14 protein-coding genes are annotated in these 13605 nt (G+C 68.0%); 13 read left to right on the top strand and 1 reads right to left on the bottom strand.

Annotated features, from left to right (window positions below; all coding sequences use genetic code 11):
- Window positions 1–306: 306 nt before the first annotated feature.
- The 11 genes from ACZ2IA_RS11920 (at window position 307) to ACZ2IA_RS11870 (ending at window position 11113) form a co-directional block, all read left to right on the top strand.
- On the top strand, window positions 307–870 hold the full coding sequence (locus ACZ2IA_RS11920; RefSeq protein ID WP_470292799.1) for a GspH/FimT family pseudopilin: 564 nt from the start codon (window positions 307–309) through the stop codon (window positions 868–870).
- 1 nt (window position 871) lies between these two features.
- On the top strand, window positions 872–1390 hold the full coding sequence (gene pilV / locus ACZ2IA_RS11915; protein WP_470292798.1) for a type IV pilus modification protein PilV: 519 nt from the start codon (window positions 872–874) through the stop codon (window positions 1388–1390).
- Window positions 1390–2226 (top strand): PilW family protein, encoded by an 837-nt coding sequence (locus tag ACZ2IA_RS11910; protein ID WP_470292797.1) that lies wholly within the window; start codon window positions 1390–1392, stop codon window positions 2224–2226. Before pilV ends, ACZ2IA_RS11910 begins: the two co-directional genes overlap by 1 nt.
- The gene (locus ACZ2IA_RS11905) at window positions 2214–2891 is read left to right on the top strand and encodes a pilus assembly PilX family protein (RefSeq protein WP_470292796.1); all 678 of its coding nucleotides are present in this window, start codon (window positions 2214–2216) and stop codon (window positions 2889–2891) included. The genes ACZ2IA_RS11910 and ACZ2IA_RS11905 overlap by 13 nt, the downstream gene beginning before the upstream one ends.
- 3 nt (window positions 2892–2894) lie before the next feature.
- The gene (locus tag ACZ2IA_RS11900; RefSeq protein ID WP_470292795.1) at window positions 2895–6653 is read left to right on the top strand and encodes a pilus assembly protein; all 3759 of its coding nucleotides are present in this window, start codon (window positions 2895–2897) and stop codon (window positions 6651–6653) included.
- Window positions 6654–6684: 31 nt separating this feature from the next.
- Entirely contained in the window at window positions 6685–7050 is a 366-nt protein-coding gene (locus ACZ2IA_RS11895; protein ID WP_470292794.1) for a type IV pilin protein, read from the top strand.
- A 153-nt stretch (window positions 7051–7203) separates the two neighbouring features.
- Entirely contained in the window at window positions 7204–8067 is an 864-nt protein-coding gene (locus ACZ2IA_RS11890) for a ferritin family protein (RefSeq protein WP_470292793.1), read from the top strand.
- The gene (locus ACZ2IA_RS11885) at window positions 8036–8542 is read left to right on the top strand and encodes an adenylyltransferase/cytidyltransferase family protein (protein ID WP_470292792.1); all 507 of its coding nucleotides are present in this window, start codon (window positions 8036–8038) and stop codon (window positions 8540–8542) included. The genes ACZ2IA_RS11890 and ACZ2IA_RS11885 overlap by 32 nt, the downstream gene beginning before the upstream one ends.
- Window positions 8539–9507 (top strand): biotin--[acetyl-CoA-carboxylase] ligase, encoded by a 969-nt coding sequence (locus tag ACZ2IA_RS11880; RefSeq protein ID WP_470292791.1) that lies wholly within the window; start codon window positions 8539–8541, stop codon window positions 9505–9507. The genes ACZ2IA_RS11885 and ACZ2IA_RS11880 overlap by 4 nt, the downstream gene beginning before the upstream one ends.
- Window positions 9504–10223 (top strand): type III pantothenate kinase, encoded by a 720-nt coding sequence (locus ACZ2IA_RS11875; RefSeq protein WP_470292790.1) that lies wholly within the window; start codon window positions 9504–9506, stop codon window positions 10221–10223. Before ACZ2IA_RS11880 ends, ACZ2IA_RS11875 begins: the two co-directional genes overlap by 4 nt.
- Window positions 10220–11113: an SPOR domain-containing protein gene (locus ACZ2IA_RS11870; RefSeq protein ID WP_470292789.1), complete on the top strand. Its 894-nt coding sequence runs from the start codon at window positions 10220–10222 to the stop codon at window positions 11111–11113. The genes ACZ2IA_RS11875 and ACZ2IA_RS11870 overlap by 4 nt, the downstream gene beginning before the upstream one ends.
- A 99-nt stretch (window positions 11114–11212) precedes the next feature.
- Here ACZ2IA_RS11870 and ACZ2IA_RS11865 read toward each other — a convergent pair whose 3' ends face one another.
- Window positions 11213–12121: a DMT family transporter gene (locus ACZ2IA_RS11865; protein WP_470292788.1), complete on the bottom strand. Its 909-nt coding sequence runs from the start codon at window positions 12119–12121 to the stop codon at window positions 11213–11215.
- A gap of 132 nt (window positions 12122–12253) precedes the next feature.
- Between ACZ2IA_RS11865 and ACZ2IA_RS11860 the strand changes: the two genes are divergently transcribed.
- Together ACZ2IA_RS11860 and ACZ2IA_RS11855 are read left to right on the top strand one after the other, a co-directional pair.
- Complete coding sequence (locus ACZ2IA_RS11860; RefSeq protein ID WP_470292787.1) at window positions 12254–12697, top strand: Lrp/AsnC family transcriptional regulator; 444 nt, start codon at window positions 12254–12256, stop codon at window positions 12695–12697.
- 33 nt (window positions 12698–12730) lie between these two features.
- On the top strand, window positions 12731–13474 hold the full coding sequence (locus tag ACZ2IA_RS11855; RefSeq protein ID WP_470292786.1) for a class I SAM-dependent methyltransferase: 744 nt from the start codon (window positions 12731–12733) through the stop codon (window positions 13472–13474).
- Window positions 13475–13605: the final 131 nt, after the last annotated feature.

Genomic DNA, 13605 nt, shown 5'->3' with positions numbered 1-13605 from the left:
AGGACCGTGAAACGCCTCTGCGCCGATGATAGTGTGGCATTCGCCATGTGAAAGTAGGTCACCGCCAGACTCCCCATAATAAAGCCCCAGCTCAGCCGAGCTGGGGCTTTGTGCTTTGACGCGTCGTAAACTTAGCGTCTTCCGCCAGCCTTTCTTCCCCTCCCCGTCGGCTTGCATCGGCGCGACTGCCCTTTCGGCACGACCCCAACCGGCAAACACGTCTTTGCCAAGCGAATCCTTAAAGCATTTGTTCGTCATGTATCGGTAATGGCAACATTTCGATAAAATTTGCCATTTTCATATTCCATGACCGAGATGCGGCGCTGGGTGGGTTTTACTCTGATCGAACTGATGGTGGTGCTGGCGGTGGCGGCGGTTCTGCTGTCGCTGGCGATGCCGGCTATGCAGAGCTTCGTCTACAAGGGCCGCGCCCGTGCGCTCGTCACCGAGTTCAGCCGTACGCTGTGGTTGGCGCGTAACCAGGCCGTCGGCCAGGGGGCGGCGGTGACGGTCTGCCCGCAGGCGGCCGGGCAGACCACGGTGTGCGGCAGTGCGGTGGGGGATTGGGCAAACGGCTGGATTGCCTATGTTGGCCGAAGCACAGACAGCCCGACGAGCGCCAATACTCTCCTAACGGTGGCCGGCAAGCCGACCCTGCAACTGGTGGCGCAGGGCGGACTCACCTCGCTGTTGCTGAATTCCGCCGGGCTCGGGGTGCCGTCAGGCGGCAATGCACCGGCCGGTTTCGTGTTCGAGGTGCACTGTTCGACACCGAGCACGACCACGACGGCATTCGGTTCGGTGAGCATGGAGCTGGGCGGGCTGATCCGCAGTCAGCCGGTGCGCGACGGCGAGGTGCGCTGTGGCTAGGATGCGCGGCTTTACCCTGCTGGAAGTGCTGATCGTGATGCTGGTGGCGGCGCTGGGTCTGCTCGGCATCGCCGCGCTGGCGCTGACCGATACCCGCCATGCGGCGAACAGCCAGTGGCGCACCCAGGCGGTGCTGCTCGCCGACGAGATGGCCGAGCGGATCCGTGCCAATTCCTACTGGGCAACGAACGCGTCTGGCGCGCTAGTGGCGAGCCCTACCTACGCTTCGGACTGCAGCAGTGCGGCGAGCTTGCCGGTCTCCGCGCTGACGTTCGGCAGCGCCGGGGTACAGCTGGCGTCGACCGGCAATGCTTCGGACTGGCGCAATTTCGACCTGGCCGAGATGTGCGCCAAGGTGGTCGACCCGAGCCAGGGCGGCTTGCCGGGCGGTACGCTGGCGATCGCGACGACGCAGGATGCCAGCCTAGGCTTTTATTACACCGTGACCATTGGCTGGCAGATGCGACTGTCCAGCGCTGGCGTGCAGAGCGCCAGCTACACCACCCTGATGAGACCGTGATGAACGCTGACCTGCAACGGGGCCGGATGTGCGGCATGACGCTGGTGGAATTGATGGTGGCGATGACGCTCGGGCTGATCATCGTGCTGGCGGTCGGCAGCCTGTTCGCGCGCAGTAGCGCGATGACGCGCAACCAGGACCAGAATGCCGCGCTGGCGGAAACGGCGCGCTTCGTGTTCGGCCAACTGGGCCGCACCGTGCAGCAGGCCGGCTACCTGGCGCCGACCGCGACCGCGTCGTCGGGCGTGGTGGTGAAGGTGACCGCCAGCGGCAGCTACGGCGACGTGTTGGAGGTGTCGTATGCGGTCGGGGCTTTGCCGGCCGGTAAGGCGACGATGGCGGATTGCCAGGGACGGCCGCTGCAGCGCAACGACCGGGTGCGCAACCGTTTCTACCTGCGCGAGTTCGCGACGACCCGCCAGCTGGTCTGCGACTCGTGGGTCAACAATGTCGCCGCTTCGGCGGGGGTGACGGCGGTGTTGGCCGAACAGGTCGAGGCGTTTCGGGTGCTGGCCGGCTACGCGCGCGGCCAGGCGCAGCCGAGCACCGGCGATGCGTCGGCGTGTGCGATGGCGAGCTTGACGAAGTACGACGCCACGGCGTCGGCGCCGATTACCGCGTTGCGGGTCGGGCTGGTGCTGCGCAGCGCGCAACCGGTGGCGGCGAGCGACCGGGCCGGCACACCGACCACGTTTGCCCCGCTGGGCGCCTCGGCCGGGGTGACGCTGAACGCCAGCGACCTGAGCTACACCTATCCGGCCGGAACCGCCTACGGCGACTATCTGCGCCGGGTCTATTACACCACCTTCCAGGTACGCAACGCATGTCCGCGCTGATGGCCCCTTCCCCTCGCTACTCAGGCCAGCAGGGCGCCGCGCTGGTGGTGGTGCTGACGCTGGTGATCGCGCTGACGCTGCTGGCGCTGGCCGCCGGCTTCTCCAGCCTGCAGGAGGAGAAACTGTCGCGGGTCTACCGCGACCGTTCGCTGGCGTTCCAGTCGGCCGAAGGCGCGATTCGGCGGGTACAGCAACAGCAGCTCGACCTGTTGGCGCGCTCCTCCCTGGTGTCGTGCAAGAGCTTCGCCGACGCCGGCTACCAGCCGGGTGGCAGCAACCCGGGCGTCTGCGTGGTCGACAGTGCCAACTTCTTCCTGATCGAGCAGTTCAACGGCAGCGGCAACGCGCAGTACGCGCTGTTCGACGAGCTGCGCAACCGTTCGCCGGCGAGCGGGACGCGGCTGTCCGCCAGTTTCAGCGACTGGCCGAGCACGTCGGCCGGAGCGCCGCCGCGCTACTTCGTCGAGGTGCAGCGCATCACCCAGCCGCAGCAGCAGGCCGACGGTTCGGTGCTGGCCGGCGGCTCGCTGTCGGCCAACCTGAGCTTCGGCGCCGAGCAGATCAACACCGCCACCCAGTTTCGCATCACCGCGCGCGGCTTCGGCCCGCCGCGGGCGCTGGACGAGCCGGTGAGCCGTACCGTCGAAGCCACCTTCCTGAACTGAGCCATGTCGATCCCGCCGCTGTTTCGCCCCGTCATCCTCGGTCTTGCGCTGCTGCTGGTCGCCGTGCCAGCGCGTCCGGACGTCCAGCAGATCGCCCAGTCGCCGCCCGGCATCACGCCGACGGTCAGCCCGAACGTGCTGTTCGCGCTGTCGGTGGAGTACCCGACCGCCGGTACCGCGTTCCCGAATGTGCCGACCTTCGACGCCAGCCAGCTGAGCCGCCTGTTCGCCGGCTATTTCGATCCGAACAAGTGTTACGACTACAACGCCGTCGGCGGCTACTTCTACCCGGTCGCCGCGGTGAACGATTCGACCAACCGCACTTGCGCCAACCAGAAATGGAGCGGCAACCTGCTCAACTGGGCGACGATGTCGGCGATCGACGTGTTCCGTTCCACGCTGAGCGGCGGCAACCGCGCGCTGGGGGTGACCGGCCTGGGTACCGACTACCTCGGCGGCGACCTGCCGGGGTTCACCACGCTGCGGCGTGCCCGGGTCTATGCCGGGCAGAACTCTGGCAGTGGTTTTGCCAACCGCAAGCTGACCACCAACGTCAACAAGCTGACCAAGTATTCGTCCGCGACCTCGGTGAGTTTCACCAGCAACGACTGGTCGTTCACCGCTACCCCCAGTGGCGGTGGCAGCAGCACGGCGGAGACGTTCAACGCCATCGTCAAGGTGTGCGACCCGGCGGTGGGCCTGGAGGGCAACTGCAAGGCCTATCCGGGCCTACTCGGCGCGGTCAATTACAAGCCGGAGGGGCTGATCCAGCAGAACGGCGCGACGATCCGCTTCGGTGCGCTCGGCTACCTGAACGACCCCGACTACAACCGCGACGGCGGGGTGATGCGCGCCCGGCTCAAGTTCACCAACAGCAGCGGCCAGGTGACCACGCTGTCCGGCAAGACGGTGAACCTCGGCGGCGAGTGGAACCCGAGCGACGGCACCTTCGTCGCCAATCCCGACCCGGCCGATGCGCTGGCCAACCTGCTGCTGCCGGTCGCCAATAGCGGAGTGATCAATTACGTCAACAAGTTCGGCGACGCCAACGGCTACAAGGTCTACGACCCCGCCGCCGAGCTCTACTACGCGGCGCTGCGCTACTACCGCAAGCTCGGCAACTACGCGCCATATTCGGCCAAGCTGACGTCGGCGATGGTGGACGGCTTTCCGGTGATCACCGACTGGGACGACCCGATCGTCAACGCCTGCCAGAAGAACTTCATCCTCTATATCGGCGACACCAATACCCACGGCGACGTCGACCTGCCCGGCAGCAGCTGGAAGGTACCGAACGGGTCGGGCAGTACCCGACAGGCGACGTTACGTCCACCGACCGACGACACGGCGTTCAACATCACCGACCAGGTCACCACCATCGGCAAAGACGCGGGGGTGAGCAACCTCGCCAGCATCAATACCGGTTCGACCAACTCGCCGCCGTATATCGCCGGCCTGGCCTACTGGGCCAACACGACCAATCTGCGCGCGGACCTGCCGGGCATGCAGACGGTGCAGAGCTTCATGATCGACGTGGTCGAGAACAACAACCCTAAGACGCAGGCGAGCAACGCGTTCTACCTCGCCGCCAAGTACGGCGGCTTCAAGGGCTCGACCGGCAACACCCTGCCTGCGGGGCGCAGCGATTGGACCGACGACCCGGCCGGTCAGACCTCGATCGCGGCCTACCCCAACGGGGTGCCGCGCAACTTCGCGCAGGCCAACAACCCGCAGAATATGGCCGGCGCGTTGACCGGTGCCTTGCAGCAGATCCTCAACGGCACCAATCTGACCCTGGTCACGCCGGCGGCGAACGGCAGTACGGTGCGTCCGGACAGCACGAGCCGGCTGTTTCGGCCAACCTTCAACCCGAACAACTGGACCGGTGACGTGCAGGCGTACCGGCTCGACCAAAACGGCGTGCTCGCCACCACCTACAGCTGGAGCGCGGCGGCCCAGCTCGAGTCGCAGCTGGGCGGCAGTGCGGCGGGGCGGCAGCTGTATACCTTCAACCCGGCCGCCCGCAGCGCCAGCGCCTTCGACGCGAGCCAGTCCTGGCTGGTGACGCGCCTCAACCAGAACGAGGCGGGCACGCCGGATGGCTACGGCCCGCAACGCATCAATTACGTGCGCGGCGACCAGTCGCAGGAGGTCAAGACCGGTCAGACCGCGCCGGTGCCGGCGTTCCGCGGCCGTACCCAGCGCTTCGGCGACGTGATCGGCAGCGCGCCGCAGTACATCCCGCCTCCCGGCCAGCCCGGCGCCGGTTTCCAGCCGCCGGAATGCGGCTTCAATAGCAACAATCTGGCCGCGATCAAGGCTCGCGCGCCGATGCTGGCGGTCGGGGCGAACGACGGCGTGTTGCACGTGCTCGACGCCGGCAGCGGCAACGAGCTGTTCGGCTACGTGCCGGGCAGCCTGCTCGGGGCGTTGCCGCAGTTGATGGGGCTGTCCTACGCCAAGAACCATCGCTACTTCGTCGACGGCGCGGTGCAGGCGGCCAACGTCTGTCTGCCGGTCACCGGGGGCAGCGAGGCGCGCACCGTGCTGGTCGGGCATACCGGTGCCGGCGCTACCGCGGGCGGCGGCAGCGGCGTGTTTGCGCTCGACGTGACGATGGCGTCGGCGAGCGGTGGCGGATTCAACGCCGGCAACGTGCTGTGGGAGTTTTCCGACGTCGACGACAACCACTTCGGTCGCAGCGTGCTGCAACCGCAGATCGTCAAGGTGCGCAGCGGCAGCGGCTACCGCTACGCGGCGCTGTTCGGCAACGGCCTGAACAGCGCCTCCAGCGACAGTGCGGCCAGTCTGTTCCTGCTCTACCTCGATAAGGCCGCCGGTACGGCGTGGAGCGAGGGCGGCGCGCCGAGCAGCAGCTACCGGCGGCTCGACGCCGGCAGCACCGCCGCGGCCGGCGGGGTGGTGGTGCCGAACGCGCTGATGAGCCCGCAGGCGGTCGACATCGACGGCGACGGGGTGACCGACCTGGTGTACTCCGGCGACATCAACGGCAACCTATGGAAGTTCGACCTGCGCGACAGCAACCCGGCCAACTGGACGGTGCTGAAGCTGTTCAGCGCCGTGTCGCTCGACAGCAACGGCAAGCCGCTGGCGCGCCAGCCGATAGTCGCCGCGCCGCTGGTGCTGAAGCACCCGGCCGGTGGCTACCTGCTGCTGTTCGGCACCGGCAAGCTGTTCAGCGACCAGGATCGTGCCGATAACAGTGGGCAGGCGCTGTACGCGATCCGCGACCGCGACGACGGGCAGGCTATCGGCAGTAACGGCAAGCCGAACCTGGTGGCGCAGTCTATCGTCACCACCCTGACGCCGGGCGGCGGTACCTTCCAGACCACGACGAACCTGGGGGTGAACTACGCCAGCGCCGATGGCTGGACGCTGGCCTTGCCTGCGGGCGAGCGGGCGTCGCCGGCGCTGGTGCAGCGCCGGGTGCAGTTCGTGTCGCAGCAGCCGGGGGGCAACAGCTGCGATGCGGACGGCGGCAGTAGCTGGGCCGCCGAGTTCGACCCGTTCTCCGGCGCGCAGCTGCCGGTGGCGATCTACGACACCAACGGCGACGGCCGGGTCGACGGCAGCGACGCGGCGGCGTCGCGGGTGAAACTGTCCGGCTCGAACGGCGGGATGCTGAATTTCCTGGCGCCGAACAATACTCTGCTGCGCATCACCCCCTCCGGCAAGACGCTGATCAGCGGCAGCCGGCTGCCGCTGCGTTTGCAGTGGCGCGAGTTGCTATCCGACGAATAGCCCCCATTTCCTTATTTATTGGAGCCCTGTCATGCCCCAGCCTTCGTCCGCCCGCGGCTTCACCCTGATCGAGCTGATGATCGCGGTGGTGATCGTCGCGATCCTCGCCGCGATCGCCTACCCGAACTACCAGAACTACGTGGCGCGCAGCCGGCGCAGCGAGGCGAAAAATGAGATGCTGGCGCTGGCGCAGCGACTCGAGCAGCTTTATAGCAACACCGGCAGCCTGAACGGCGGGGCGTGTGCGATTTCAGCGCCCTGCAATGTTCCGGCAACCGGCACCGCCTACTATGTGCTCAGCCAGCAGTCGACCGCCAGCGGCCGCTACACTGTCACCGCCTCGGCGACCGCCAGAGCTTCACCCGCGCGTTTCCGAGCGACGGCTGTACGGTGCTGACGTTCGATAGCACCGGCCTGCGCGACGCGCCGGGCGGTGATGCGGCCGGCTGCTGGGAGCGCTGATCGATGGTCGTTTGTCGCCAAAGGTTGGGGTTGACGTTGGATTGCCTTACAATCCGGGCGTTTTGATTTTTCTCTGCGTGAGGTTGCCATGCTTTACCCCGAACTGTTCGTCCAGCTGGAAAAGGCCCGTTGGAGTCTGGAGGACGATATTCCCTGGGCCGAATTCGACGCGTCCCGGCTGACCGACGAGCAGGCGCAGACGATCAAGATGAATGCGATCACCGAGTGGTCGGCACTGCCGGCGACCGAGATGTTCCTGCGCGATAACCAGGACGATTCGGACTTCTCGGCGTTCATGTCGGTGTGGTTCTACGAGGAACAGAAGCACGCGCTGGTGCTGATGGAATACCTGCGCCGTTTCCGCCCCGAGCTGGCCCCGACCGAGGAGGAACTGCACTCGGTGCGCTTCGCGTTCGACCCGGCGCCGCCGCTGGAGACGCTGATGCTGCACTTCTGCGGCGAGGTGCGGCTGACCCAGTGGTACCGCTGCGCGTCCGACTGGCACACCGAGCCGGTGATCAAGCATATCTACCAGACGCTGAGCCGCGACGAGGCTCGTCACGGCGGCGCCTACCTGAAGTACATGAAGCAGGCGATCGCACGCTGCGGCAACGAGGCCCGTCTGGCGTTCGCCAAGATCGGTTTCCTGATGGCGTCGTCGGCCCGCTCCGGCAAGCCGCTGCACCCGACCAATCTGCACGTCAACCAGTCCTTGTTCCCGAACGACACGATCCAGTCGCGCCTGCCCGACCCGGACTGGCTGGAAGGCTGGCTGACCCAGCAGATCCGCTTCGACGAGCCTTGGGAAGCGCGCGTGGTGGGTGGTATCCTGCGGAACCTGTCGAGCCTGTTCGATCGCGTGATCGACACGCCGCAGGCGCTGAACCGCTACCGCAAGGAACTGATCGCGAGCCTCAAGGATGCCGACCCCGTACCCAACCCCGCAGTTTGAATCCAAAATCTGTCCGCCCGATGAGTTGGCCGAACGCCTCGGCCGGCTGCCGCGGCCCTTGGTGTTCACCAACGGCTGCTTCGACATCCTGCACCGTGGTCATGTGACCTATCTGGCGCAAGCCGCGGCGCTCGGTGCCAGCCTGATCGTGGCGATCAACACCGACGCGTCGGTGAAGCGCCAGGGCAAGGGCGACGACCGCCCGATCAACCCGCAGGACAATCGCGCCGCGGTGCTGGCGTCGCTCGAGTCGGTGGCGCTGGTCACCTGGTTCGATGACGACACCCCGGCGGCGCTGATCGAGGCGGTGAAGCCCGACGTGCTGGTGAAGGGCGGCGACTGGCCGATCGACAAGATCGTCGGCTCGGCCGAGACGCTGGCGCGCGGCGGCGAGGTGCACTCGATCCCGTTCCGCTTCGCCACCTCGACCACCGCCACCCTGAACAAGATCCGCGAAAGCGCAGGCGGCGCGTGAGCGAGCAGCACGCGTTCGCGGTGCTCAAGGCGTTGTCCGACGGCCGTTTCCATTCCGGCGAGGCGATCGCGCAGGCGCTCGGCGTGTCGCGCACGCTGGTGTGGCAGGCGGTGCACGCGATCGAGTCGGAATTTGGACTGACCGTGTACAGCGTGCGCGGCCAGGGCTACAAGCTGGCCGATTCGCTCGAATGGCTCGACGTCGGCGCGATCCGCGACGGCCTCGCCGACGGCGCGGCCGATACCTATGCGCTGGCGCTCGCCGACCGCATCGATTCCACCAATACCCATCTGATGCAGCGCGCCGCCGCCGGCGCGCCGCACGGCATCGTGCTCGGCGCCGAATGGCAGAGCGCCGGGCGCGGCCGGCTCGGCCGGCGCTGGCAGATGCGGCTCGGCGGCGGGCTGGCGTTTTCGCTCTTGTGGCGCTTCGACAGCGGTCTGGCGGCCTTGTCCGGCCTGTCGCTGGCGGTCGGCGTCGCGATCGTGCGGGTGCTGGCGCGCCACGGCGCGCCGGTGGCGCTCAAGTGGCCCAACGATGTGCTGCTCGACGGCAGGAAGCTCGCCGGCATCCTGATCGAGCTGTCCGGCGATGCGCTCGGCCCGGCCGCGGTGGTGATCGGCATCGGCCTGAACCTGGCGAGCCCGGGCGACGTCGGCCAGCCGGTGGCGGGGCTCGCCGACGCCGGCATCCACGTCGGCCGAAACCGGCTGCTCGCCGAGCTGCTTAACGAATTGCACGCGGTGCTGAGCCAGTTCGCCCACGACGGCTTCGCCGCGTTCCGCGACGAGTGGCTGGCGTACAGTGCGCACCGCGACGCGCCGGTGACCTTGCGCTTCAGCCACGGCGAGCCGGTCGACGGCGTCGCGCGCGGCGTCGACGACAAGGGCGCGCTCTTGGTCGATACCGCAGCCGGCAGCCAAGTGTTCCACGTCGGCGAAGTCAGCCTGCGAGCGCGCGCATGAAGCTGTTGATCGACGCCGGCAATACCCGGGTGAAGTGGGCGCTGACCGACGGCGCGACGCTGTATGAGGAGGGCGTGGTCACGCACGACTTCGCGCACGAGCTGGCCGAGCGCTGGAGCGGCCTCGCACTCGATGCCGCCTGGGGCGCGTCGGTGGCGCGCCCGGCGATCCGCGACGCGGTCGAGGCGGCCTGCCCGGTGCCGGTGCAATGGATGAAGAGCGAGCGCCAGCGCGGCGGGGTCACCAACCATTACCGCAACATCGCCGAGCAGGGCGTCGACCGCTGGCTGGCGGTGCTGGCGGCGCGCGAGCGGCTGCCCGGCCAGGACCTGCTGCTCGCGTCGGCCGGCACCGCGCTGACTATCGAGGCGCTGACCGCCGAGGGCGATTACCTCGGCGGGCTGATCCTGCCCGGCTTCGCGCTGATGCTCAAAAGCCTGGCCGCCGGCACCGCGCAGCTCGACCGCCTGGCCGGCCAGTGGCAGCCGTTCCCGCAGGCGACGCCGGACGCGCTCGCCAGCGGCGCGCTCGATGCGATGGCCGGGGCGATCGACCGACTGCGGCAGCGCCTGTCCGTGCATACCGGCCGGGAGCCGGCCACGGTGGTGCTGACCGGCGGGGACGCATTGCGATTGTCATCGTTGCTCGCGCCACCCTGCCTGATCATGGATAATCTTGTCATACACGGTTTGTTGAAGGTGGCGAACGAAGCATGAAGTGGTTCTTTGCGATAGTGCTGGTGCTGAACCTGCTGGTATTCGGTTACAGCAACCTCAAGGCGCGCGTGCCGGTCGACCTGCACGCGCAGGAAGTGAACGCCAAGCAGATCAAGCTGCTGCCGGCCGACTGGACGCCGCCGGCGGTGGCGAGCGCCGCGGTCGCCGAAGCGTCGGCGCCGGCGGGCACCACCGCGCTGCCGGCCGGGCTGGACGCGGCAACGGTCGCCGCCGCCAAACCGGCGGCGCCGGCACCGGTGACCAAGTTGGCCGAAACCAAGCCTGCCGACACGAAGGTTGCCGAAGCCAAACCAGTCGTACCGGTGGCTCCCCCGGCGCATGCGAAGCCGGAGACCAAGCCGATCGCGGCGCAGCCGACAGCCGCCGCGGCCCCGGCCCCGGCCAAAGTCGCGACCCAGTGCTACCGCTGGGGCACGCTGAACGGCACGCTGCTGGCGCGGGTGAAGGGCGGGCTGCCGGGGCTGAAGCTGAGCGCCGCGCAGTGGCGCGCCGAATCGCAACAGACGCCGACCAAGAACAGCAAGTACTGGGTGTTCCTCCCGGCGCTCGCCACCACGGCGGAAACCCGCACGCTGGCGGCCGAGCTGAAGGACAAAGGCTTCGACAACTACCCGGTGCAGAACGACGGCGAGTTCAAGGGCACGCTGTCGCTCGGCCTGTTCGCCAACGAGACCGGCGCCAACACGCTGCTCGCCAAGCTGAAGGCGGCCGGCTTCGCCGACGCCAAGGTGCAGCCGCGCGGCAAGGGCACGACGCAGACCGTGCTGCACTTCAAGGATCTGGATGCCGCCCAGTCCGAACGGCTGGTAGCGCTGCAGCGCCGCCTGACCCCGGGGGTTGCGGTAGAGGGCGCCGCCTGCGCGGGCTGAGGCTCAGCCCGATACGTTCCTCGACGGCGGCTTCGGCCGCCGTTTTCGTTGGGGGTCTGGAGTGTAGACAGCCGTCGGCGGGTTTCCCCGCCGGCTTTTTTATCGCTGTTCGGCCAACCTTGCCGTTGGTGCCGGGCGGGCGCCGCGCACTAGCCACAGATTGGTGCCGACGATCAGCAGCATGCCGAGCCACTGCAGCGGCGCGAGCCTATGGCCGTACGCCAGGTAGTCGACCAGGATCGCCACCACCGGGTAGACGAAGCCGAGCGCGCCGATCAGGTGGGTGGGCAGGCGGCGGAACGCCGAGTACATCAGCACGTACATCAGGCAGGTGTGCACCAGGCCCAGCACGGCGAGATCGCCCCAGTGCGGCCCGGTCCGGAACGCCGCGGTGCGGTTGAGCAGCGGCCAGAGCAGCGCGACGCCGACCAGTGTCTGCAGGCAGGCGATCAAGTGCGGCGGGATGCCCGGCGGCAGGCGCTTGGTGATGAGGGTGGCGATCGCGTAGAGCAGCGCCGCGCCGAGCGCCAGCGCGCTGCCGAGCAAGAGTCGGGCGCTAGGCAGACCGGTGTTAAGGCTGGGCAGCACGATTAGCAGCAGGCCGGCGAACGCCAGGCCCAGCGCCAGCCAGTGACGCCGGCTCAGCGTCTCGCCGAGGAAGGCGCCGCCGAGCAGCATCAGCAGGAACGGCTGGGTGTGGTAGAGCACCGTGGCGATGCCGATCGACGCGTAGCGGTAGGCGTTGAACAGCAGCGCCCAGTTGCCGAGCAGCGCCACGCCGCCGAGCAGGCACCAGGCGAGAGCCGCGCGGTCGAACGGCCAGGGCGACCACAGTCCGCGCAAGTAACCGTACAGCGCCAGGCCCACGCTGCCGAACAGGCAGCGGAAGAACACCACGTTCCAGACCGGCTGGCCGGAGGTGAGCACGAAATAGCCGATGGTACCGGACAGGATCATCGCGACCAGCATCTCGGCGACGCCGCGGCGTTGGGGAAGGGATGGATTCATCACGGGCTCCGGGCGGGATTGAGATGCCCACTAGTCTAGAAGGCTGTCCCGGTCTATTTAATGCGTGTTGCAAGACGAATTGCTTCTGCTACCTTTAAATGGTCGATATTTTTGCCGATTGGCCTTGTTTTGATGGACTGGATCGATAGGCAGCTGGTGGCCCAGCTGCAAGACGACGCGCGGCTAAGCCTCGCCGAGCTGGCGCGGCGCTTGAAGATGGCCGGGCCGAGCGTGTCGGAGCGGCTGAAACGGCTGGAGGAATCGGGCGCGATCGCCGGCTACGTGCCGCAGCTGGATTTGACGCAATGGGGCTACTCGCTGACCGCGATTGTGCGGATGCGGCCGCTGCCTGGCCAGTTGAAGGTGCTGGAGCGGCAGCTGGTGGCGACGCCGCAGATCACCGAGTGCGACAAGGTCACCGGCGAGGACTGCTTCATCGCCCGGCTGGTGTTGAAGGACATCGGCCAGCTCGACGAAATCCTCGACGGCTTCGCCGAGCTGGCGTCGACCTCGACCGCGATCGTCAAGGCCTCGCCGGTGCCGCGGCGCTTGCCACCGCTCGAGCCGCCGGGCTGAGTCCGGCCAAGGCCGTCAGCAAGAAGGACCCTCATGAGCTTCCAGGACCATTACTCCGCCTACGCCGCCGACTACGCCCGCTACCGCCCCGACTACCCGGCCGAGCTGTTCGCCTGGCTGGCAGGCCAGGCGCCGGCGCATGAGCTGGCGCTCGACGTCGCCACCGGCAACGGCCAGGCGGCGAGGGGGCTCGCCGGTTTTTTTGACCGGGTGCGCGCCAGCGACGCGAGCGCGGCGCAGTTGGCCGAAGCGCCGGCCGATCCGCGCATCGCCTACGTCTGCGAGCCGGCCGAGCACTGTGCACTGCCCGACGCCAGCGTCGACCTGATCGCGGTGGCGCAGGCCTTGCACTGGTTCGATCAGCCGCACTTCTTCGCCGAGGTGCACCGGCTGTTGAAGCCGGGCGGCGTGCTGGCGGTGTGGCATTACCCGCGGCTGACGGTCGACGGTGAACTTGGGCGCTGCCTCGACGAGTTCCATACGGCGGTCGCGCCGTACTGGCCGCCGGAGCGCAAGCTGGTCGAGCAGGGCTACGACGCGGTCGGCTGGCCGTTTGCCGCCGAGCCAGTGCCGGCGTTTTTCCTCGACAAGCGCTGGAGCCGCGACGAGCTGCTCGGTTACCTCGGTTCCTGGTCGTCGACCCACCGCGCCGCCATTGCCACCGGCCACGACCCGCTCGCCGACTACGCGGCGCGTTTCGCGGCGGCGTGGGGTGACGAGCCGATGCGGCTGTTCCGCTGGCCGCTGCGGCTCTACCTCGGCCGTCAACCGGCTTGAGGTGCCGGCCGCGCGGCGGCGCAGGCTTGCCCTTCGCCGCCGCCCGCGGCACACTTCAGGTTCCGCGCCAATCGGGCGCGGCAGCCTTAACCCGTCGGCTTGAGATGGACGGGAATCGTCGGACGCCGCTG

Source organism: Crenobacter sp. CS_VA4 (genome assembly GCF_055597485.1).
Note: the sequence above shows the minus strand (reverse complement) of the source record. Positions and strands in the feature narration are given on the sequence as shown.

What these genes read in the sequence shown, in the direction of transcription:
- pilV (WP_470292798.1), top strand. Translation starts at nt 872, where the DNA reads ATGCGCGGCTTTACCCTGCTGGAAGTGCTGATCGTGATGCTGGTGGCG.
- ACZ2IA_RS11865 (WP_470292788.1), bottom strand. Translation starts at nt 12,121, where the DNA reads ATGAATCCATCCCTTCCCCAACGCCGCGGCGTCGCCGAGATGCTGGTC.
- ACZ2IA_RS11920 (WP_470292799.1), top strand. Translation starts at nt 307, where the DNA reads ATGACCGAGATGCGGCGCTGGGTGGGTTTTACTCTGATCGAACTGATG.
- ACZ2IA_RS11875 (WP_470292790.1), top strand. Translation starts at nt 9,504, where the DNA reads ATGAAGCTGTTGATCGACGCCGGCAATACCCGGGTGAAGTGGGCGCTG.
- ACZ2IA_RS11895 (WP_470292794.1), top strand. Translation starts at nt 6,685, where the DNA reads ATGCCCCAGCCTTCGTCCGCCCGCGGCTTCACCCTGATCGAGCTGATG.
- ACZ2IA_RS11885 (WP_470292792.1), top strand. Translation starts at nt 8,036, where the DNA reads ATGCCGACCCCGTACCCAACCCCGCAGTTTGAATCCAAAATCTGTCCG.
- ACZ2IA_RS11905 (WP_470292796.1), top strand. Translation starts at nt 2,214, where the DNA reads ATGTCCGCGCTGATGGCCCCTTCCCCTCGCTACTCAGGCCAGCAGGGC.
- ACZ2IA_RS11860 (WP_470292787.1), top strand. Translation starts at nt 12,254, where the DNA reads ATGGACTGGATCGATAGGCAGCTGGTGGCCCAGCTGCAAGACGACGCG.
- ACZ2IA_RS11870 (WP_470292789.1), top strand. Translation starts at nt 10,220, where the DNA reads ATGAAGTGGTTCTTTGCGATAGTGCTGGTGCTGAACCTGCTGGTATTC.
- ACZ2IA_RS11890 (WP_470292793.1), top strand. Translation starts at nt 7,204, where the DNA reads ATGCTTTACCCCGAACTGTTCGTCCAGCTGGAAAAGGCCCGTTGGAGT.
- ACZ2IA_RS11910 (WP_470292797.1), top strand. Translation starts at nt 1,390, where the DNA reads ATGAACGCTGACCTGCAACGGGGCCGGATGTGCGGCATGACGCTGGTG.
- ACZ2IA_RS11900 (WP_470292795.1), top strand. Translation starts at nt 2,895, where the DNA reads ATGTCGATCCCGCCGCTGTTTCGCCCCGTCATCCTCGGTCTTGCGCTG.
- ACZ2IA_RS11855 (WP_470292786.1), top strand. Translation starts at nt 12,731, where the DNA reads ATGAGCTTCCAGGACCATTACTCCGCCTACGCCGCCGACTACGCCCGC.